Annotated in this window: 19 protein-coding genes; 10 read left to right on the top strand and 9 right to left on the bottom strand. The window is 57.3% G+C overall.

Features of this window, described 5'->3' with window-relative positions; all coding sequences use genetic code 11:
• The coding region (locus AF71_RS30245; RefSeq protein WP_169684389.1) for a LysR family substrate-binding domain-containing protein at nucleotides 1–510 on the top strand (510 nt) is incomplete at its 5' end.
• 316 nt (nucleotides 511–826) lie between these two features.
• Nucleotides 827–1,822 (top strand): agmatinase, encoded by a 996-nt coding sequence (gene speB / locus AF71_RS30240; protein WP_169684388.1) that lies wholly within the window; start codon nucleotides 827–829, stop codon nucleotides 1,820–1,822.
• Here the strand turns inward: speB and AF71_RS30235 are convergent.
• On the bottom strand, nucleotides 1,819–2,346 hold the full coding sequence (locus AF71_RS30235; protein WP_246733896.1) for a flavin reductase family protein: 528 nt from the start codon (nucleotides 2,344–2,346) through the stop codon (nucleotides 1,819–1,821). The two genes, speB and AF71_RS30235, sit on opposite strands and share 4 nt — an antisense overlap.
• Before the next feature lie 15 nt (nucleotides 2,347–2,361).
• Nucleotides 2,362–3,714, bottom strand: coding sequence for an LLM class flavin-dependent oxidoreductase (locus AF71_RS30230; protein WP_169684386.1), 1,353 nt, complete (start codon nucleotides 3,712–3,714; stop codon nucleotides 2,362–2,364).
• 647 nt (nucleotides 3,715–4,361) lie between these two features.
• Here AF71_RS30230 and AF71_RS30225 point away from each other — a divergent pair.
• On the top strand, nucleotides 4,362–4,562 hold the full coding sequence (locus AF71_RS30225; RefSeq protein ID WP_062369716.1) for a DUF4160 domain-containing protein: 201 nt from the start codon (nucleotides 4,362–4,364) through the stop codon (nucleotides 4,560–4,562).
• Complete coding sequence (locus AF71_RS30220; RefSeq protein ID WP_062369715.1) at nucleotides 4,555–4,965, top strand: DUF2442 domain-containing protein; 411 nt, start codon at nucleotides 4,555–4,557, stop codon at nucleotides 4,963–4,965. The genes AF71_RS30225 and AF71_RS30220 overlap by 8 nt, the downstream gene beginning before the upstream one ends.
• A gap of 1,548 nt (nucleotides 4,966–6,513) precedes the next feature.
• Here AF71_RS30220 and AF71_RS30215 read toward each other — a convergent pair.
• The 3 genes from AF71_RS30215 to AF71_RS30205 all read right to left on the bottom strand — a co-directional run bounded on the left by AF71_RS30215 (nucleotide 6,514) and on the right by AF71_RS30205 (nucleotide 9,067).
• On the bottom strand, nucleotides 6,514–7,011 hold the full coding sequence (locus AF71_RS30215) for a DUF1269 domain-containing protein (RefSeq protein ID WP_062368699.1): 498 nt from the start codon (nucleotides 7,009–7,011) through the stop codon (nucleotides 6,514–6,516).
• An 823-nt stretch (nucleotides 7,012–7,834) separates the two neighbouring features.
• Nucleotides 7,835–8,200: a hypothetical protein gene (locus AF71_RS30210; RefSeq protein WP_169684385.1), complete on the bottom strand. Its 366-nt coding sequence runs from the start codon at nucleotides 8,198–8,200 to the stop codon at nucleotides 7,835–7,837.
• 309 nt (nucleotides 8,201–8,509) lie between these two features.
• Entirely contained in the window at nucleotides 8,510–9,067 is a 558-nt protein-coding gene (locus AF71_RS30205; RefSeq protein ID WP_245271674.1) for a GNAT family protein, read from the bottom strand.
• 385 nt (nucleotides 9,068–9,452) lie between these two features.
• Between AF71_RS30205 and AF71_RS30200 the strand changes: the two genes are divergently transcribed.
• Nucleotides 9,453–9,914 (top strand): hypothetical protein, encoded by a 462-nt coding sequence (locus tag AF71_RS30200; RefSeq protein ID WP_169684383.1) that lies wholly within the window; start codon nucleotides 9,453–9,455, stop codon nucleotides 9,912–9,914.
• Between the two features lie 151 nt (nucleotides 9,915–10,065).
• Here AF71_RS30200 and AF71_RS30195 read toward each other — a convergent pair whose 3' ends face one another.
• From AF71_RS30195 to AF71_RS30180, 4 genes are all read right to left on the bottom strand, one after another.
• On the bottom strand, nucleotides 10,066–11,247 hold the full coding sequence (locus AF71_RS30195) for a GGDEF domain-containing protein (protein ID WP_169684382.1): 1,182 nt from the start codon (nucleotides 11,245–11,247) through the stop codon (nucleotides 10,066–10,068).
• 372 nt (nucleotides 11,248–11,619) lie between these two features.
• Entirely contained in the window at nucleotides 11,620–12,252 is a 633-nt protein-coding gene (locus AF71_RS30190; RefSeq protein ID WP_113583035.1) for a hypothetical protein, read from the bottom strand.
• Nucleotides 12,253–12,956: 704 nt separating this feature from the next.
• Nucleotides 12,957–13,895 (bottom strand): LysR family transcriptional regulator, encoded by a 939-nt coding sequence (locus AF71_RS30185; protein ID WP_169684380.1) that lies wholly within the window; start codon nucleotides 13,893–13,895, stop codon nucleotides 12,957–12,959.
• Nucleotides 13,896–13,919: 24 nt separating this feature from the next.
• Nucleotides 13,920–14,633 carry a UTRA domain-containing protein gene (locus AF71_RS30180; protein WP_113583033.1) on the bottom strand — a complete coding sequence of 238 codons (714 nt, stop codon included), beginning with the start codon at nucleotides 14,631–14,633 and terminating at the stop codon, nucleotides 13,920–13,922.
• A 224-nt stretch (nucleotides 14,634–14,857) separates the two neighbouring features.
• Here AF71_RS30180 and AF71_RS30175 point away from each other — a divergent pair, with 224 nt between their 5' ends.
• From AF71_RS30175 to AF71_RS30155, 5 genes are all read left to right on the top strand, one after another.
• A complete protein-coding gene (locus AF71_RS30175) occupies nucleotides 14,858–15,685 on the top strand; it encodes a transporter substrate-binding domain-containing protein (protein WP_062368711.1) in 828 nt (275 codons plus the stop codon).
• 89 nt (nucleotides 15,686–15,774) lie between these two features.
• The gene (locus AF71_RS30170; RefSeq protein WP_018860426.1) at nucleotides 15,775–16,416 is read left to right on the top strand and encodes an amino acid ABC transporter permease; all 642 of its coding nucleotides are present in this window, start codon (nucleotides 15,775–15,777) and stop codon (nucleotides 16,414–16,416) included.
• On the top strand, nucleotides 16,413–17,081 hold the full coding sequence (locus AF71_RS30165; protein WP_169684378.1) for an amino acid ABC transporter permease: 669 nt from the start codon (nucleotides 16,413–16,415) through the stop codon (nucleotides 17,079–17,081). Before AF71_RS30170 ends, AF71_RS30165 begins: the two co-directional genes overlap by 4 nt.
• Complete coding sequence (locus tag AF71_RS30160; RefSeq protein WP_169684377.1) at nucleotides 17,078–17,869, top strand: amino acid ABC transporter ATP-binding protein; 792 nt, start codon at nucleotides 17,078–17,080, stop codon at nucleotides 17,867–17,869. The genes AF71_RS30165 and AF71_RS30160 overlap by 4 nt, the downstream gene beginning before the upstream one ends.
• 423 nt (nucleotides 17,870–18,292) lie before the next feature.
• A partial coding sequence (locus AF71_RS30155; RefSeq protein ID WP_169684375.1) for an ArdC-like ssDNA-binding domain-containing protein occupies nucleotides 18,293–18,984 on the top strand: 692 nt, incomplete at its 3' end.

The raw sequence follows: 18,984 nt of genomic DNA, 5'->3' as shown, positions 1-18,984 counted from the left end.
GGCAATACCGGCGAGATCATCCGCGGCCTGGAGACCGGCCAGCTCAATCTAGGCTTCATCCGCCCGGTGGAAAACATCGGCTCCTTGCGCTTCGTCTCGCTTGCGCATGAGCGCTACTATCTGGCGGTTGGCCATGCCAATCCGCTGGCAGCCAAGGAGGAGATCAGCATCGATGATCTGCGCACTCAGAAGATCATCGCCTTCAACCGGCAGAACCTGTCGTTCACCGAGCGCTACTTCAATGAGAAGTTCGCCGAATACGACCTCACCGCCAACATTGCCTTCAGCTGCGATGACACCTATGCGCTGGTGTCGCTGGTCTCTGCCGGGCTTGGCATCGGCTTTGCCCCGGAGTGGACGCTTGATCTTCCCAATCGCGGCTTCGAGCTGAAGAAGGTAAGCGGGATCGACTTTAGGATCGGGCTTGGCATTGCCTGGAACAGAGAAGACCCAACCGCTGGCCGCGATGATATTGTCGACATCGCTCGGTCGCTGGCAAGGCGGGGCTGACAACATAGCCTAATTTAGCCTAATGCCAGGGACGGTCGGTGCAGGGCACACTGGTTAGCGCTGGCCGAGGCCAATGGCACTTAGCGACGTGATACCGCCGGGCTGAATACCAGGAGGCTGAGGATCTCGAACAGAACCTGAGCGCCACCGTGTGCCGTATTCGTCGTGCTGTCGGTTTTGCTGTCGGCAAGCTAAATCCACACACCCGCTGTCTCGTCATGCCAGCCTGATGATTGGGCATTATGAAAAGTTGGGCTTGCGCGAGAGGCGGCGGGATCACAGATTGAGGCGTCATCATAAGCAAAGGGCGGGAACGATGAGCGGCAATTTCTTTCAACCGGTCGATGCTGCCGAAGTTCCGCGCTTTGCCGGACATTCAACCTTCATGCGTCTGCCCGCCGTGCAGACCGCGATCGGGCTTGATATCGCCCTTGTCGGCATTCCCTGGGACGGCGGGACCACGAACAGGGCAGGCGCACGGCACGGGCCGCGGGAGGTTCGCAATCAGTCAAGCCTCATGCGGCGTGTACACCATGTCTCGGGCACCGCGCCTTTCAGCATCGCCAACGTCGCAGATGTCGGCGATCTTTCCGTGAACCCGATCGATCTTGCCGACGGCCTCGATCGCATCAGAAAGGGAATGGATACGATTGTCGCCGCCGGTGCCATTCCGCTATCGGTCGGGGGAGACCATTTGACAACGCTGCCCGTGCTACGTGCCGTGGCAAAAAACAGACCGGTCGGCCTGATTCATTTTGATGCGCACTCTGATACCAACGATCGCTATTTCGGTGACAACCCTTATACGCATGGAACGCCGTTCCGTCGCGCGATCGAGGAGGGGCTGCTCGACCCGAAACGGATCGTTCAGATCGGAATTCGAGGGTCGATCTATGACCCGGGCGAGCACGACTGGGCGAAAGAGCAGGGCATCCGGATTATCTACATGGAGGAGTTTGTCACCCGCGGCGCAGACGACGTGATGCGCGAGGCGCGAGAAATCGCCGGTGGCCTGCCGACCTACGTTACCTTTGATATCGACTGCATCGATCCATCCATGGCGCCGGGAACCGGAACACCGGAGGCTGGCGGCTTCACGACCCGTGAGGCGCAGCAAATGATCCGTCTGCTTGCCGGAGTTGAGATCGTGGGCGCCGACGTTGTCGAAGTCGCGCCGCCATTTGACCTCGCCGGCATGACGGCACTTGCCGGCGCCACCATGATGTTCGAACTTCTCTGCGTCATTGCCAAACAGGTTGGTGTTCGGCGCGATGCTGCCGGCGTCCCCGATCACCGGCCATTCGCTCGCTAGGGGCGGATGCCGGCCTCGCCCGATAGCCGTCGGTAGCCGCCACGCCAGTAGAGCAACGGCTCGACATCGTCACGCGTTTCGATCGCGCAAACGTGACCGATAAGGATCGCGTGCGAATGGTGGTTGAGTACCGTTTCAAGTTCGCAGTCGATAACCGTCAGCGCATCTTTCAGCGCGGGCGTGCCGGTCGAAAGACTATACCATTGCGCGTTCTGATAGCGCTCGACCCCTCGCCGCCCATCGAAGCCGGCGAAGGACTGCGCGATATGCTGCTGGTCGACGGTAAGCACGTTGACGCAGAAGCGGCGATACCGTTCAACCACAGGCCAGGAAGACGACCCGCGATTGAGGCTGACGATTACCGAAGGCTGCTCCGCAGAAAGGGAAGAAACCGATGTCGCGGTAAAACCTGTCCTCTCGTCGCGTTCGCCTACGGTGATGACGCTCACCGCGCCGGCCAGGTGGCGCATAGACAGCTTGAACGCAGATTGATCGACGACAGGTCGGGTTGTCATCTCTGGCATCCGCTCTCTCCTTGGTTAGCCTGTGGCTTGCGCCTTTACGAAACGATTGGCCGGCATCGAAAGGCCGAGGTTGTCCCGTAGCGTCTTGCCCTCATATTCTTCCCGGAAAAGTCCGCGCCGGCGCAATTCCGGCAGAACGAGTTTCACAAAATCGTCGAGGCTGGATGGCAGCGTCGGGAACATCAGGATGAAACCATCTGCCGCACGGGTCTCGAACCACTCCTCCATGAAGTCGGCAATCTGTGTCGGCGTGCCGGTGATGCCATTGCCTGTGTGCTTCTCGGCGTAGTGGCGGACCAATTCACCGACGGTACGACCGCTCTTCACGAAATCGGTGAGTTCCTCAAACAGCGCCCGCGACCCCTTGGGTTCCGTCGGCAATCGATCCATCGGAAACGGCTTATCCAACGGGACGCCGCTCAGATCCGCTTCGAGGAACTCGGAAAGCATCAAGCGACCGACGTCCGGGTGCATCTTGTCGATAAGGTACTTGACCTTCGCCTGCGCCTCGGCTTCCGTTTCTCCCACGTTCAGCACGACGCCGGGCATGATCTTGAGGTCGTCAGGGTTACGTCCGTAGGCCGGCATACGTCCCTTGACGTTTTCGTAGAATGCGCGGTTTCGCTCGATGTTCGAGGCGAGGCTGAAAACGATCTCGGCCGTGCGTGCTGCCATGTCCATGCCGGGCTCCGAGCCGCCGGCCTGCGCGATGACCGGCCGGCCCTGCGGCGAGCGCGCAATGTTCAGCGGCCCACGCACCTGGAAGTGCTTGCCCTTGTGATTGAGCGTATGGTGCTTGGTCTTGTCATAGTAGACACCGCTCTCGCGATCGAGCAGCAACGCGCCGTCCTCGAAGCTGTCCCAGAGACCAAAGACGACATCCACAAACTCGTTGCCTCGCTCATAGCGTAGCGCGTGCGGATCCAGCCCCTCACGATTGAAATTGTAGCCCGTCTCGTCGTGGTCCGAAGTAACGACGTTCCAGCATACCCGCCCGTGGCTCAGATGGTCGATTGAGGCAAATAGCCGAGCGACGTTGTAGGGCTCGTAGTAGCTGGTCGATACAGTGGCGACGAGACCGAGCTTCTCCGTCGTCACCGCAAGCGCGGCGAGCAACGACAATGGCTCGAAACGGTTCATCTTGGTCGGGATGCGGGCGAGAGCATCCGGGTCGCCGACGGCGGCGGCCGGAGAATCGGCCATGAACATGAAATCGAGTTTCGCCGCTTCTGATTGCTTGGCAACATCGAGCAGGTGGCTAAAATCGTTGGCGCCATGGACGTCGCTTGCCGGATGCAGCCATGAGGCCGGGTGAAAGCCGAACGTATAGACGAATGTACCCAGTTTCATCTTGTCGGTACGCGCCATGCCATTCTCCAGTGGGATTGGTTCTTTGATTGCCCAAGGTAACGCCACGCGACTTTCTTCATCAATAACGCAACGCTGACTTCCGTTTTAGTTTTTCTAAAGAGTCGCAGGTGCGGAGATTTGCGCCTGCCGCCGCCGTGGTGATACCGCCGCGCGTTTTATTTGACTCAATTTCGCATGTAACTGACCCTTTTCGCATCGTAGGGATGAGCACGCAATCGATTGCTGCGGAGAGGAGCCAGTCTCACGGTTCGTCGCTGTCGGAAGAGAGGCTCGGGGGCGTTGCCTCTGGAGACTCCCGAGCCTCCCTTCCTCTGGCGTTCGAGCTTGCCGCAATAGCTGCTCGGTCCCCGCGGCCCGCCATCTCGGGTCAGGTCGCGACGATAGCCATGGTTTCATACTAGGCAAGCTCGACGTCATGGAAACGTATTCTTAGGCGATGGGTTAACGCCGGAACCTTGAGCGTCGCGGGTTCAGAAGGGGTCCTGCTCATAGCCCAGCCACTTACTCGATGTGGAATCGATTTGTGGGTCGGTTCCACATTTCTGAGTGATGACTGTTTGCGGCCCCAATCGACCGCTGGCTCTTGAAAAACCCAAGTTGTTAGGTTATTTTGGAGCATGGTCACCGTTCTCCGCGAAGCAGGAATGCGATTTGTCATTTACACGGATGACCACGAACCGGCGCACACACATGTCTATGGAGATGGGGAAGCCCGCATCAATATCCTCGATCTCACCGTGATATCAAACCGGGGAATGAAGAAGCGGGATTTGAGCGTAGCCCTTGCCATTGTTCAGGCGAACAAGCGCCTGTTCATCGAAAAGTGGGAGAGCATCCATGGGTGAAGTTGTCTTTGAAGATCGTCACTACCGAGAAGCTACCGTGAAGGGGGAGGCAGAACGCGCCCGCGCGCCCATCCCGGCATCAGCTCGCTTCGATGAGGCATCCGGCCGCATCGTCGTGGATTTCACCAACGGCGCTGCGTTCATGGTGCCTGCCCGATCGATACAGGGCCTGGAGAATGCAACCGTTGCGCAGTTGGCGGAGGTAGAGCTTCTCGGCGAGACCGGCCTGCATTGGGAAAGCCTGGACGTGGATTTTACTATCGCCGGGTTGATGAACGGCATATTTGGCAATGCGAAGTTCATGGACGCGCAGCGCCGAGGCGGTCAATCCCGTTCAACGGCCAAGGTAGAGGCAAGCCGTGCCAACGGTGCCAAGGGCGGACGCCCCCGGAAGAACGGCTAGGCGCTTGCAGATGGCTGGCGCCTAGCCCGGCCGTCACGAGCGTTCAACGACGTTGCCACCTGGACCGAAGACCCAGTCGCAAATCGTTCGCTGCCGCGATAGGCTCCGGCGTGGACAAAACGTCCGCCTGGGGCCCAACCCGGTCTTCTACTGTGGGCAAGGACACGCCCGCAATTTGCGCGTAGTTGTCATCGCAATTCACGGCCGAAGGCAGGCCCGATCCCCAATTCTTCGCGCTTGGCGACTATTCGAAATGCAGGTCCGCTGGGGCAAGTCGAAGCCGCTTTGGGTCTTCCGCAAAAATCTCCGGCATCGGCAATACCCCCGACAACCGACGTTGTAGCGACATTGCTAACGACGGTTCCACATTTAGGTAGGTGGCTGGTGTTCATAGCCCCAGCCCTAACTGAAATATGGAATCTAAAGTAAGGTATTACGCGATTCCGCTTGCGACTCCGGCGTTTCGGCGGTCTTCTTGCTGAAGATATTGTCATCAAGGATTTTACAAGTTCGACAGTCGCAAATGCGTTTTTGCTAGTTGAGCCATCAGGAAGCATGATGAGTGAAGGAGATGAAGTCGTAAGGGGTAATTCCGCATCAAGCGAGTTCGAGAGCTTGCACGAAATCGTTAGGAAAGCCCATCAAGTTTTGCCGAAGGAAAAATGGGACAGCCTCGTAGGTGGCGCGGAAACGGAAACAACGCTAAAGCGCAATCGCTTGGCCATCGATTCAGAAAGGCGCCCGCGAGAAGAGGCAATCAGAGACCTACCGCAGATTACTGCCAGGCTATCATTGATCTCGGGACTGCCGGTTGGAACTATCCGGCCGCGTGGCTGGGCAGACAACCGACGACAAGCCACTGGGGTTTAGTTCCATGGTAATTGTGAGATTGCTTTCACGACCTATCGCAAAGTTCTTCCCGCCGGTACTCGTTATAGCGCTGGCATATTTCTCGGCGGTTTTGGCTTCGGCAGCGACTTACATAATCTTTGTTGGAACTTTGAGACACGCCGGAAGCCTGAATGTCGAGACCTTTTGTTATGGACTTTTATTATACTCTGCTGGTTTTGCTGTGCTCTTCGCGATACCTGCAGCGTGCGCGGCTTTGGTGGCCTGGGAAAAAGGATATCGGAACGTCTTTTACTACGCGGCTACATGGGGAGCCGGAGGGCTTGTCTTAAGTGCCATCCCGCCAATGTTTCCCGACATACATCATGACGCTTTCTCGCATCTCAAGTGGCTAGTTTGGACCGTGACCGGTGCAGCGGGCGGAACCAGTTATTGGATCGTCGCGGGGCGTTTCACTCGGGTCGTCAAGGCGAAACGTCACGTAGGATATAAGCCACCCGACGATCATTATTCTAAACGATGATACCGGCGGATATCGGCCGACTGCGGTAGAAAATCCCGCTGCCGTCGGCTCCATTTTGTGTTCGCCCTTATTTTTGCAAGACGTTAAAAGTTTGGGCTGAAGTAGCGAAGGTTACGATTGAAGCGTCAAAGACGTATTCGCGGGCCGAAGGGGAATTCGGCCCGTGGCCCATAGATCTAGCTGGTCGCAGCCGCTTTCTCCAAGGCGTCCCGCAAAACCTGTTCCTTCGTTTCATCGAGAGAGGTTTTGAGCACGACGCCGCCAAAGGCGGAGATCTCCTTGAGGACCTTATCCGCCGTCATCTCCTGGATCAGCACGAACAACGCCCCACTGCCCGGCTGGAGATTCGCAGCGAGATCCTTCATGAAAGCATCGTTGATTCCGACATCAGTGAGAGCGCCACCTATGGCACCGGAAGCGGCACCTACTGCCACGCCCAATAGCGGATTAAGAAACAGAACACCGATTAGGAGGCCCCAGAAACTACCCGACGCGGCACCGGCAATCGTTGTGTTGACCAACTGGTTCAATTTGATCTTGCCGTCTTCGGCCCTGGTCGCGATGACAGCGTCTCCGACCTTTAGCAAGTACTCCTTCTGCAGTCCGAGCAACCGCTGGCGCACTTCCTCGGCCTTGGCTTCGCTGGGGTAAACAATTGCAATCAACGTAGACATGCCATGTCCTCCATCAACGGAATTGCAGAAGTCGTTAACATAGTAGTAATAAATGAAAAAATACAACTTACCCAGCAGTCGGCCGCGGAACCTTCTACTCGCAAATCTGCGACTCCATGGCGCGAAGGAAAAAAAGACCCGACCTGGGTACAAGCGGGGCGCGGAACACTTAGAGGTTCCTTCGCCGTTTGATCGCAATTTTATCGCCCAGCGCGCCGCCACCCGGCCGCTCTGGCATCTTGTTCATTGCAAAACCAACGTTCGCCGTACTCGTATCGAATGATGGTGTCAGCGTAATTTTCTTGGCCTCTTACGTGGTAGATCTTCTCGCCTGAATTAATCGATATGTTCCCCTTAATGTTACAGGCGGGGTCGTAGAGAGATCTGGGTAAAAGTGTATACCCGCCAGCGCCTAGAAACGACACAGCAGATGAAAGCACGACGATGACCGAAAACTTGCTCATGCCCTTACATACAAAGAAAGCTTGTAGTTTTCGTTGGTGCAACCTCTAAAATTCTATCTTCTAAGACCGCGAATTGGCCGCTGAATTTGAGGACGCCATCGGTGGGCAGTGCAGTTACAGAAGGAAACGGCGAAGAGGGGAACGCCATTCCACGCGAGCTAAACCAGCCACGTCAATATTTGTACCGTGCATGGTGGAGCGTCTACCGCTGGTTCGCTAGCGCCCCCCCCGCGAAACGTCAATGCTCCTTTACCCCCGAACTCTTCTATCCTGGCGAGGTGACCATGCCAGTCTCTCCCTAGTCATGGGGTGTGACACACAGGAAGTAGCGGGTCGAGTAATGTGCTGCCGCTTGGTGCTTACTGAGAATTGGCAGCTGTCGGAGCAAAGCGCTTTCGAAGAGACAGTTCTACTTCATCCGCCTCCCATCGATCAGGGAACTGGGCTTCCCAAACCAAGCGCTGCAAATCGCGAGGTACAAGGCCAGCGTAACCCAACTGTTCAAGACGAACCTGAAGCAGCGAGGCGTCCGTCTGAACCACCAAACGCGCGGAGTCGCTGACCTGTTTTAGGATAGTGAGCATGGCGGAATATGATTTGAATCCGACCGAAGCCGCCAGCGCTTCATCAGCGTGCGACGACCTGATATTCGGGTACTTTTCTCGAAGCGCCTTTTTCAAGGCAGCGATGTTGGGGGGCGCAAACCTAATCGTAGCATGGAACATAAGACGATCCGCTGTTCTGTCGAAGTCCGCCGATTACCCTTCGACCTTGTGAACGGGGTCGCCTTCAATGATAGGATTGCCCTTCAACCCGGCAGCAGGTTCGGATGGGCGTCCGAGCGACATGATAGCAAACCGCCGCGTTCCGTCAATTAAGGGAGACGAGTCTACGACCGGGGCAGAAATGACACTTTAAGCAGTCGATGGGTGTGTTCCAGAAGATTGTGGTGAGAAAGCTGAGACCGCCCAACCGGTAATGTTGCCCCTGCTCGGGCATTCTGTTGCGCCCGTAGGCCGCCGCGAAGCTCAACGCTAACCGTGCTCATCAAGCATGAGCGCCATGCGAATAGAATCGATAAATCGCCCATCAATCAATGTACCGCGTCTTTCTACCCCTTCACGGCGGAAACCGACGCGCTCGTAAAGAGCTATAGCGCGAGCGTTGTCGGCATGAACAAACAGTTCGATCCGGATTAAGCCCGCGTCGGTTGCTGCGTTCAAAGCCGCCTCCATCAAACCCTGCCCAAGTCGGTTGCCGCGATAGGCGGGAATAATCCCCATGCCGAGCGATCCACGGTGCGATTGGGTCGGCCGGGAATGGCGAGTGATGTCGCACCAGCCGACGACCCGCCCCTTGTCGAGGGCGACGAACTGCGGATTGCCCTTGTCAATCATGCCGAGTACGAAGCTGCGCATCTCTGGAAATGGAGGGGCTTCCAGCCAAGTCAGATACTTTCGTTCCCGTGCTACAACGTCGAGCGCTGTGTGGAAACCTTCGATGTTTTCCGGCGCGATAGGAACGATATCTATTTTACCTGGCGTACACATGGATTTGTCGATTACCCCTTCCCATCGAACTGCAAGCTTCATTGAAGCTAATGCATCCTCGGATTGCAATCGTAAAGTTATGCGACTTTAGAAAGTGTCTCCGCTGAGGTAACACTGGAAGGAGGGAGGGGTTTGAATCGAGCGTCGTGCGCGTGAGAATTTTGTTTGCTGATTGCATCAAATTCTCTCGCGTTAATGGCTGTTTCGACCTCACGCGTAGCTTGCGACAATTTCCGGTCAAGAGACTTCGGCTCCTTACGACGCCTCTCATGAAGGGTCACTGCGGCCCCTCGGCGAGCCATTGACGCATCGCACGGGGTTCGCGAGATGGATTCTGATCAGGCAGCGTGCAACGATGATCACAGGCCGTTCCCTCAGCGTAACGCGCAAAGCTAAGGCCCAAATCGAAGGAGCGGCGTGACCATCTATGACCCAAATAGAACTCGACTATGCACCGGCTGTCGAAGCCCTCACGCCGGTGCTCCACCACCTGCCAGGCAAAATCGTCGCGATCGGCGGATTGCCGGGTGTCGGTAAGACAACCCTTGGTCGATACCTCGCCTACCGCTTCAACGTCTCGCTCATCGAGACCGATCTGTTCCTCATCCCCAATCAGGGGAAGATGGTCTACCGCGAGGACTGGATCAATCAGGTTGTCGGCTCACGACTCGATAAGGACGACCCAAAATGGCGGCGTCCAGTTATCATCGAAGGTTCCACCGTCTTGCGCCTTCTCGCTAGCCTTGGGCGCGAGCCTGACTTTATCATCCATGTCGTCAACAACGAAGCGCCCGAGAGCAACGGCGCATTGGCCAAAGACCTGAAAAGCTATGACGCCAAGTATGCGCCAGCCTCGAAGGCTGACATAACTCTAAAGTTCTCAGCTTAACCGGAGGAAGTTTCATAATCCCCATCCCGAAAAACTATCCCTGCTACACAGCGATGAAGAAGACCTCCGTGCCAAGTCCATTTCGCTCATCGAGGCAAGGGAGGACATGTCGCTTCACGTCTTGATGATCGAGCGGTGCATGGACACGCTACTATACGATCGCGGGAACACGCCACACATGAGGATCGGAAGAAAGCGGGCTAGAGACGCCTGCAACCATCACCTGGTTGCGGCCGAGTCGCTTCGCGGAGTAGAGCGCTTGGTCGGCGTGTTCCATGGCGATCTTCATTTGGTCATCCAACCCATTCACCGTCGCGATGCCGAAGCTGGCGGTAATCTGTCGGTGGATCCCTTTCGATTGCCAGTCCATCCGGCCGAGGCGTGTTCTGAGCGTTTCAGCAAGTGTAGTCGCGTGCTCAAGCGAGCTTGCTGGAAGATAAACGATGAATTCTTCGCCGCCGAACCGTGCTGCGCATCCGTTGCGACCCATGACGCCTTCGATCTCCGCGCCCAATTCGATAAGGACGCGATCGCCCGCAGCGTGCCCGAAGCGATCATTGATCTCCTTAAAGTGATCTAAGTCACAGATCACTACAGCGCCCTCGCTATCCGCGCGATACATACGCATGGTCTGCTTTTCAAAGCCACGACGATTTAGAAGTCCCGTGAGAGGATCTCTCTCGGAAGTATCCTTGTGCCGTTCTATCGCTTTCGATGCCATGGCTCCCAACGCGGCGAAAGGAAACGACAGGCCAATTGTTATTGTCGTGATATGGACGGCCAGATTGTAGATGGAGCCCGCGAAGTCCGCCAACTGGTCGCTGGATTCGAAGAAAAAGGTGAAAAGGAATGTTCGCGCCAGGGTATCAACTACAATGAGAGCGGCGGTAACAACCAAGGCAATGTCAGCAGCGCGGTGTGCCTTCGAGGCGACGGCGAATACAGCAGCTCCCAGCACGCATGCGAACGCGAAATCAGTAAGAAAAAGTTGGTGCTTCAGGCTCTCCATAACGAAAACGAATTGGCAAAGCAGGAGGGCGTAGCCGGTGACGAACGTCCGATGCCAAAATTTTGAGTTGGGCACCCGAAAGTGCAATCTTATGGCAATGCTGTAGCAACAAGCCGCCCCCATAAAAATCATTCCGGACACAAAGGCATCAAATTTCGGTTCAATCGGAAACGTCGAAATTACGAAGCCTAATCCCGCCTGCGCGAACGCAGCACTCCAATGCCAAGTATCCACGATACCAATACGCCACAGGAGGAGGAAAGCGATCGCAATCACCCCGAGGAGCGCGGGAGGCAAGAAGTAGATTATATCGCTGGTCTCCATGATGCCTGCACATCCCAGAATTTCGGTTGCGTCGCACCTCTTGTAGTTGTGATGGCTTAAGGCTTCATTGAATTTCTCGGCGGAATTTCATTATCCAACCTGGCGCCTAGTGACGCCGATATGAGCCTACACACAGGCTAGAGGCACAGGGAATACAGTCGTTAAGGTGCCGAACTGAACCCACTGGGAACCTGGCTGAACGAATGCCAGGCTCCACAATCTAGTGGCAATCATGAATGTGTTAGACGCGCCGGTCTGGTTGACTGGCGGTTCAGGTAACTAAGTAGGGGGCGGATAAGATCCGTCCCCCTCTGCTGGGACACAAAGGAAGGAAGGGACTCAATCGGCGTTTTTGGCTTGAGGCCACGGCCTTCACAGTTCAATCGCTTCGACCAGATTGTCGTGCGGAGGCTGCGGTGTTGTTTGACGTGGTTCTGGCGCTGGCCTAGTAACGTTGGGTACTTGAACGCCTGCCGCTGGCTCGTTCTGCTGTGGTGCAGATGCCTGGGGAACACCGGCATCCTGCATGGCAACGATCATATCACCGCAGGACTTTAGTGAGACAATCGCGTCAAGCGAACCCTTGAGATTATAGACTCCCATGCCAACGATGTTGATGGATTTTGCCTTGGCCCATCCATACAAGTCCGCATTGGTCAGGCTATCGATCATGATCTGATCTTTGCCGATAGCCCGACCAATATAGGTGCCGGACGAACCGAGCGAGGTAACCACGGACACCTTGTATTGGTTACCCGCAGTCATGTTGGCCGACCGCGATGCTAGTGATAGGAACCAACCCTTGGTGTCGATGCCAAATAAAATCTGATCACCCGTTCTCGGATACGCAGTATGCGCAATGCACCTGATGTCTTGGGGATAAGCCATGACAATCCAGTGTTTGGTTTGCTTATAGACCACTCCGTCACCGGCGAGAGCCGGTGTGACGGTCGCGGCTGCAGCTGTCACGGCAAGCACGAATGCGGCGATTGTGTTCTTCAACACCTATACGTCCCTTCCTGAGAGGTTGCGTTTCTTTTCGTACTGCGCGATGCGGACTCGAAGCTCGGCAGGGCGGCCAGAGCGTTCGGTATTGTCCTCGATCTAACTGAGCCTTCTTGGATCAGGTCTAGTCGTGTGATCGGAAGGCGCGCGGGCTCCCCTACCGTCGCATTGACAAGTGGAAAGCCGAGAGAACATCAGCAAGATGGTTGGCGGCTAGAAGCAAATCTCTGGCGGCAGGGCACAATAATTGGCGACGCAAAGCGGAGACAGGAGAGCGCTAGCGGCGCTCACTCTGGTAGATTTAGCGGCGACGAACCACATTAGATATCGTGGGACGTTGTTGGGAGATGTGCCGTGACAGAGAAGTCTATTCTTTTCGAAGCGGTCACTGTCGCAGCGGTCGCAACGTTACCGCCACGGGATCGAAAGAAGACTGTCGACGCATTGCTATCGCGAATGGCCTTGTAGAAGTCCGCGATGTCATCAGAGCGTTCGAACTCGCTACCTACGACAAGGAAATGTGCCCCCGTGGACTGAGATCGCACCGCGGGCTGGAAATTCCGAAGAAGGAATGAGGTCGAAAAGTTCTACGGAGGGCGCTACTGTCACGTGCCGCGCAGCGGATGAGTATCACGGAGTTCAATGAGTTAGCTGACTCGAATGTAGCGCTCGGCGTCAAACGCTGACTTCCGTTTCTAGTTTTTCTAAAGAGTCGCAGGTGCGGAGATTTGCGCCTGCCGCCGCGAGATCGCCATGACCCAGTCGCGAAACTCCGAGCCATAGGGCTTTTGCAGCGCGGAGCGGTCCCAAGCAAGGAAGTAACTCTCGCGCAACGGCATTCTGATATCGACCGGTATGACCAATGTCTGCGCTTCCAGTTCGTCGGCGATCATCGACATCTGCGCGAGCACGATTCCGCGCTTGTTGATGGCGGCGTCGATGGCGCTGCTCGACAGGGTAAAGGACAAACCGGAGGGTGGACCTTTGAAGCTCGCCCCGATCTTCTCAGCGAACTCCGCCCAGCTGGGATACGGTGTGAAATGCCGTTCCCACTCGACATGCAGCAGCGAATAGGACAAGAGATCGGCGGCCGTCAAATTCCTGCCATCCGTCAGGGCAGGGGAGCACACTGGAACAACCCAGTCGCGAAACAGCTCGGCATAGTGATCGTGCTGCAGGACGTCCGACCCGTAACTGATCCGGAAATCAACCTCGTCGAAGCCCATTCGCGGCTCCCTGTCGCGGCCGGTCAGCCTGACGTGAGCGTCTGGATGGAGCACTTGCCAGTCAAAAATGCGCCTGCCGATCCATTTGTTGACGACCGACGACAGCGCGCTGAGAACCAGCGCATTTTCGTTGCGCGCCCGTTCGAGCACCTGCTGGGCGAGCGCAAACTGCTCAAACCCCTTCGATATTTCCCGGTGGTAGAGCCGGCCCCACTGCGTTAGCTCCACCGTCCGGCCACTTCTCTCCACCAGGGTAATGCCGATAAAGCTCTCAATTTTGCGTATCTGCTGGCTGATGGCGCCCGCAGACACGTTCAGTTCCGCGGCAGCCGCCATCACGCTCCCGCAGCGCCCGACCGCTTCGAATGCCTGCAGACCTTTCAGCGGAATTCCCCGAAACTTCTGTTCCTCGCTCAACGCGCTCCCCCATGGCTCCCGACGCTACGCAGGTTTTTCGGCCGGATGAAAGATGCCGGCAAACTGAAAGCGATCTCCGGGATGCGTGATCTCGACATAGGTCACCATGCGATCATTCTGCCACGTCTGACGAATGAGATTCAGGCACGGCTCGCCACGATCGATCTCAAGAATGCGCGCAGTCGCAGCATCGGCCGAGACCGCCCGTATCACATGCTTGGCCCGAGACCACGGCACTTGCGAGAGGAGCCATTTTGCCGGAGGCGCGGTCGCGAAGCTCTCGTCTCTTGCGAGCGGTACTGTGTCCAGCAGTATGATACGACGCTCGACTGCGGTGGGCTTTCCATCGACGATATGCAGACATTGGATCCTGAGGACTTCGGCTCCCGACGTACTGTCCAACTGCGCGGCCTCGACCGAGCCAAGGGTCTCGATCTTTCGTGTCAATATCTCGTAGCGATGCTCATAGCCCGCCAAAGTCGCCTCGGTGCCGATATCCTGGATATCCATGACCGTGCGGTCGATCTGCGGCGAGGCGACAAAGGAGCCGGTTTTGCGCTTGCGTACGACAAGCCCGCGGTCGACGAGTGCCGTCATCGCCTTGCTTACCGTCATGCGCGAACAGCCGTAGTCGTCGACGAGGTCGTGCTCTCTCGGGATCCGATGACCTGGACGCCAGTCCCCAGCCAGGATCTTCGCCTCTATATCCTTGAATATCCGGAGATAAATTGGCTCCAAGACGCGACCCCATCTTGCCGCTGGCGAAACGATACAGACGCGAAACTCGCGCCCCAATGAACCCGGTCGGCACAAAAATTGCGTCCGTCGACTTTGACGTTGACACCTTAGGCTAGCGCATATCTATTTGTATAGTCAAAAGCGGATCATAGAAGTCCGTGTCACGGGACTAAATCGGGAACTCGAACGCATCCACGGGTGCGAAAACTGGAGAGATGACAATCATGATCGCACGTTCACTGCTGAAGGGCCTCGTCGGCGCTGCCTTTCTGGTTGGGGCGACGCTGTCGGCGCACGCCGCCGATACGCTTGCCGCCGTCAAGGAAGCCGGCACGCTGAAGGTCGGTACGGAAACCGCCTTTGCGCCGTTTGATTTTATCGATGCCGGCGATCATGCTGGCCTGAACGTTGATCTTTTTGCCGAGATCGGCAAGGAGCTGGGCGTCAAGATTGAGTGGGTAGCGCTTCCTTGGGATGGCGTCTTCCCGGCGCTCGAAGCCGGCAAGTTCGATGTTGTGGCCGGTCCTGCAACCATTACCAAAAAGCGCATGGAGCGTTACCGCTTCACGCCGCCGATTGCCGAAGCGACCATCGCAATCCTGAAGAAAGCCGGTGACACGACCATCAGCAAGCCGGACGATATCGCCGGGAAGACGATCGGTGTCGGCAAGGCTACCTCGCAGCTCGATCAGTTGAAGGAATTCTCGGCAACGCTGCCTTCCAAGGTGGATATACGCGAATACCCCGCTTTCACTGAATCCTATGCCGATCTCGCCGCCGGTCGTATTGCCGGTGTCGCCAACTCGCTGCCGAACATCGCCTTCGTCGCCAAGCAGCGCGAGGGAACGTTTGAGGTCGTGCTGCCACCATTCGGCAAGAAGTCCTACTTCGGCTTCATTGGCCTGAAGGATGCCGACCATGCGCCGCTGATGGACGCGATCGATGCAGCACTGCTGAAGATCAAGGCTGATGGCCGTATGGCCGAGCTCCAGAAGAAGTGGTTTGGCGCCACCTTCGAAACGCCCGATGCCGTCAAGGACCCTGCGTTCTGATAGAAGACGATCGTTGATTGCGCCCCTTCCAGGGCGCAATCAAAGACGCCATCGTGCCTCCATGACAGCCAGGCGGGCAAAAGCCGGACATGTCCATCAAACTCTTTGAACTGCTTCTCTACGCGTCGATCTACACGGTGCTGATAAGCGTCGTGTCTATTTTGATCGGCTTTGCCATCGCGATCTTTCTTTCGGGCATGCTGCTGTCGAGGAAGGCTATCTTCGTCGTTCCTGCACAAATCTTCATCAGTTTCTTTCGCGGCGTGCCGCTGCTTGTGCAACTGCTGCTTATCTACAATATGTTGCCTGCAATTGGGCTGAACGTACCGAGCATCGTCGCAGCCATTATCGGACTGTCGCTTTGCACCGCGGCCTATCAGGCGGAAAACATGCGCGGCGGATTTGCCAGCGTCCCTATCGGTCTCGTGGAGTCGGCCGAGATGGTCGGCTTGACGCCGGGGCAGATCTTCCGCCGTATCAAGGCGCCCATCGCACTGAGGCTGACGTTCCCTGCCTTGGTCAACGAGGCGATCCTGATCCTCAAGGCCTCGTCGCTGGTTTCCGTCGTGGGCGTCGTCGAATTGACACGCATGGCGCAGGATCTTGCAGGCAGCACCTTCCTGCCATTGCAGATCTTTGCTGCAGCGGGCCTCATCTATCTTGCGATCAATTGGCTGGTGGCCCTTGCCGGCGACCTCATCGAGCGCTCTCTTCCGGGATTACCGCGATGACCTTTGACATCAACGTCATCCTCGACCAATTGCCGGCGATCACAAGCGGCGCCGGCGTGACGATCCTGATCTGGGTTGTCGGCACGATTGCTGCGGCGATCCTGGGATTTTTCGTGGCTGTGGGGCGGCGCTTCGGTGGAGTGCTTCTCGACAAGGCCCTCGGTTTTGTCGTCGCGGTCTTGCGCGGGACGCCATTCCTCATCCAGATCTTTCTGGTCTACTATGGAGGTCCCTTCATTGGCCTGTCTCTCGATCCCCTGCCGGCGGGCTTAATCGGCATCTCGATCTACGGCGCCGCCTACTATAGCGAGATCTTTCGATCCGGCTTCATGGCGGTTCCCAGGGGCCACATCGAGGCCGGCGAGTGCGTGGGCCTGACACAGGGGCAGATCATCCGGCGTATCCTGTTGCCTGAGATGACCATGCTCGTGCTGCCTCCGTCTTTGAACATGGCAGTTCTTCTGATGAAGGAAACGGCCGTCCTTTCGATCATCACCGTTCCCGAGTTGACAGCAACACTGAGCGCGATCGGAGCACAGCAATATGCCTTCGTCGAAGCACTCTCGGTGCTGGCACTCTTCTATTGGGTGCTCGTCGAGATCACCGGCCGGCTTGGCCGCCTCGTAGAAACGAAATTCACCAGATTCAGGTTTTCCAACGCATGAGCCTCCCAGCGATCGCAGTCAAGAATCTCGTCAAGAAGTTTGGGGAGACGACAGTCCTCCAGAACATCGACCTCGAGATCCCGCAAGGCCAGGTCTCCTGCCTGATCGGCCCCTCAGGCTCCGGCAAGAGCACGCTTCTTCGTTGCATGGCCTTTCTCGAAGAAGCAACGTCTGGAACCATCACGGTCAATGGCGAGGTCCTGGGTTTCACCGAAAATGCCAAGGGCCTACGGGAGCGCGTCGCTCCTGCTGCCAACCGTGCGATCCGCGCCCAGATCGGAATGGTGTTCCAGCAGTTTAATCTCTGGCCGCACATGACTGCGCTCGGAAATGTGAGCGAGGCACTGAAGACCGTCCAGAAGATGAGCCGCAAGGATGCTGAAGAACGAGCCATGGCGCAACTTGTGAAAGTCGGTCTTGAGGCCCGAGCAGGGCACTATCCGTCGCAGCTTTCCGGTGGACAGCAACAGCGCGTGGCCATCGCCCGAGCGCTTGCCCTCAAGCCGAAGATCATGCTTTTCGACGAGCCGACATCCTCCCTCGACCCGGAACTGACCGGCGAAGTGCTGAACGTCATGCGCGATCTCGCCGCCGAGGGAATGACGATGGTCGTCGTGTCGCACGAGATCGGCTTTGCGGCCACCGTCGGGCAGCAGATCACGTTCCTCGACCACGGTAGAATCGTCTTCACAGGGCCCCCGCAGGAGGTCTTCAGGAAGCCGCGCAATGCGCGGCTTGAGCAGTTCCTCGACACCTATCTTGACCGCGGAGCGTCGATGTTGCTGTGAAGGCGCCGAGCCTGCGCGCACTCATTTGATGTCATCTACGTGAACGCCCACCCAACGGCCCCATGCCAGCAGGCAGTGCACCGACGATATCGTCGGCATCGCACGGTCGCTGGCAAGGCGCGGCTGACAGCATAGCCTGACCGGATGCCAGGGACGGTCGGTGCCGGGCGCGATATCTTGGGTAGCTCGCCGAGGCGCCGGTCGCGTTGGTGTTTGCCGCCTGAACCTGTGGATCCGCTTTGAACCTGCGTCCCTCGCGTCCTGCTGCGGCTTTCGGTCCTGCCAGGCTCGCACTGGCCGCAACGGCGTTGCCGTCCTCCACTGGCGTTTCGGCCCTTCGGGTGCCGGCCAGCGCTTGAAGCCCGGCTTTTGGACCGCCGTAGCAGGTCGCGATGGTCGCGACCCCAAAGCGGAGGTTCCAACATGACAAGGCAGCAAACCAGCCAACGATCCGACATCCACGGCCGCATCACCGACAAGATCATTGCCGCTCTCGAACAGGGTGTCCGTCCCTGGATCCAACCCTGGCATAACGCTTGTCCGTCCGATCCGGTCTCACGACCGCTNCGCTTCAATGGCGCACCCTATTCCGGGATCAACGTCATTCTCCTCTGGTCGGAGGCAATCGCCCGCGGCTTCTCGTCCTCGACCTGGATGACATTTCGCCAGGCGCTCGAACTTGGCGGCGCGGTTCGCAAGGGCGAAAGCGGGACGACCGTCGTCTTTGCCAGCTCGATCATCCGTACCGAAACGGCTGATGGCGGCGATGATGTCGAGCGCTCCATCCCCTTCATGAAAGCCTACACTGTCTTCAATGGCGATCAGATCGATGGCCTCGATGCCCGGGTCCAACCAACTGCAAGCCTGTCGGATCCATTCGACCGCATCGCTGAGGCCGGTCGCTTCTTTGCCAACACCGGCGCCATGATCCGGCATGGCGGTTCGTCGGCCTACTATGCCGCGGCCCACGACTATATTCAGATGCCGCACTNCGACGCCTTTAGGGACGACGATTCATATTTTGCCATCATCTGCCACGAATTGACGCATTGGACATCGGCAAAGGGACGGCTCGATCGCGATCTCAGCCGCTATGGGACGGATCGCAGTGAGCG

The organism is Rhizobium sp. 57MFTsu3.2 (genome assembly GCF_012932765.1).
GTDB classification, from domain to species: domain Bacteria; phylum Pseudomonadota; class Alphaproteobacteria; order Rhizobiales; family Rhizobiaceae; genus Rhizobium; species Rhizobium altiplani.
This window is presented reverse-complemented; position numbering and strand designations above follow the sequence as displayed.

What these genes read in the sequence shown, in the direction of transcription:
- AF71_RS30220 (WP_062369715.1), top strand. Translation starts at nt 4,555, where the DNA reads ATGGGTGAAGTTGTCTTTGAAGATCGTCACTACCGAGAAGCTACCGTG.
- AF71_RS30225 (WP_062369716.1), top strand. Translation starts at nt 4,362, where the DNA reads ATGCGATTTGTCATTTACACGGATGACCACGAACCGGCGCACACACAT.
- AF71_RS30215 (WP_062368699.1), bottom strand. Translation starts at nt 7,011, where the DNA reads ATGTCTACGTTGATTGCAATTGTTTACCCCAGCGAAGCCAAGGCCGAG.
- speB (WP_169684388.1), top strand. Translation starts at nt 827, where the DNA reads ATGAGCGGCAATTTCTTTCAACCGGTCGATGCTGCCGAAGTTCCGCGC.
- AF71_RS30200 (WP_169684383.1), top strand. Translation starts at nt 9,453, where the DNA reads ATGACCCAAATAGAACTCGACTATGCACCGGCTGTCGAAGCCCTCACG.
- AF71_RS30160 (WP_169684377.1), top strand. Translation starts at nt 17,078, where the DNA reads ATGAGCCTCCCAGCGATCGCAGTCAAGAATCTCGTCAAGAAGTTTGGG.
- AF71_RS30165 (WP_169684378.1), top strand. Translation starts at nt 16,413, where the DNA reads ATGACCTTTGACATCAACGTCATCCTCGACCAATTGCCGGCGATCACA.
- AF71_RS30205 (WP_245271674.1), bottom strand. Translation starts at nt 9,067, where the DNA reads ATGAAGCTTGCAGTTCGATGGGAAGGGGTAATCGACAAATCCATGTGT.
- AF71_RS30175 (WP_062368711.1), top strand. Translation starts at nt 14,858, where the DNA reads ATGATCGCACGTTCACTGCTGAAGGGCCTCGTCGGCGCTGCCTTTCTG.
- AF71_RS30170 (WP_018860426.1), top strand. Translation starts at nt 15,775, where the DNA reads ATGTCCATCAAACTCTTTGAACTGCTTCTCTACGCGTCGATCTACACG.
- AF71_RS30230 (WP_169684386.1), bottom strand. Translation starts at nt 3,714, where the DNA reads ATGGCGCGTACCGACAAGATGAAACTGGGTACATTCGTCTATACGTTC.
- AF71_RS30210 (WP_169684385.1), bottom strand. Translation starts at nt 8,200, where the DNA reads ATGTTCCATGCTACGATTAGGTTTGCGCCCCCCAACATCGCTGCCTTG.
- AF71_RS30235 (WP_246733896.1), bottom strand. Translation starts at nt 2,346, where the DNA reads ATGCCAGAGATGACAACCCGACCTGTCGTCGATCAATCTGCGTTCAAG.
- AF71_RS30195 (WP_169684382.1), bottom strand. Translation starts at nt 11,247, where the DNA reads ATGGAGACCAGCGATATAATCTACTTCTTGCCTCCCGCGCTCCTCGGG.